Source organism: uncultured Aquimarina sp., assembly GCF_947492405.1.
Classification (GTDB): domain Bacteria; phylum Bacteroidota; class Bacteroidia; order Flavobacteriales; family Flavobacteriaceae; genus Aquimarina.
Genome location: NZ_CANLMP010000025.1, coordinates 1 through 542, shown reverse-complemented (window position 1 = coordinate 542; position 542 = coordinate 1). Strand labels below are relative to the sequence as shown.

Sequence of the window (542 nt, the reverse complement as noted above, 5' to 3'; positions counted from 1 at the left end):
CCAAGTAAAGCTGTTTTTTGCGGTTCTGATTTAGTAAAAGCGATGAGAGCTATTAATGCTCCATTATCACTTGGTATAGATATCAAGGAGTGTTTTGTACAGCATTGTATTTGTGAACAAACTGAAGATTTTGAAGTAGCAATATTTGAACAACCAGTATCTAATCAAATAATACTAACGCAAACTGTAAAAAATTTGTTATTAGGATCAGGAGTAAATCTTGCTCCGCATAAAGCAAATTTTAAAACGGCATCTGGCGAACGTATTTCGTTGTATAAAGTAGTCGAAAATCTAAAATTGGATACGCTTCACAATGCGGATCAACCCAGACTAGCGAAACACAATTCTTTTTTAGAAAAAGTGCTTCAAAACATTTATAATCATTTGAGCAATGATTGTTTTGGTGTAACGACCTTATGTAAAGAGATAGGTGTCAGTGAACGTCAATTACAACGTAAACTTAAAGCGATTACTAATAAATCTCCTAATCAACTTATTTCTTCTGTGCGTTTACAGTATGCAAAAGAATTACTTTTAGATCA

1 protein-coding gene is annotated in these 542 nt (G+C 32.8%); it reads left to right on the top strand.

Going from position 1 to position 542, the window contains the following annotated elements; all coding sequences use genetic code 11:
• Positions 1 to 542: helix-turn-helix domain-containing protein (locus Q0829_RS27500; protein WP_298549303.1), on the top strand; the 542-nt coding region annotated here is incomplete at both ends.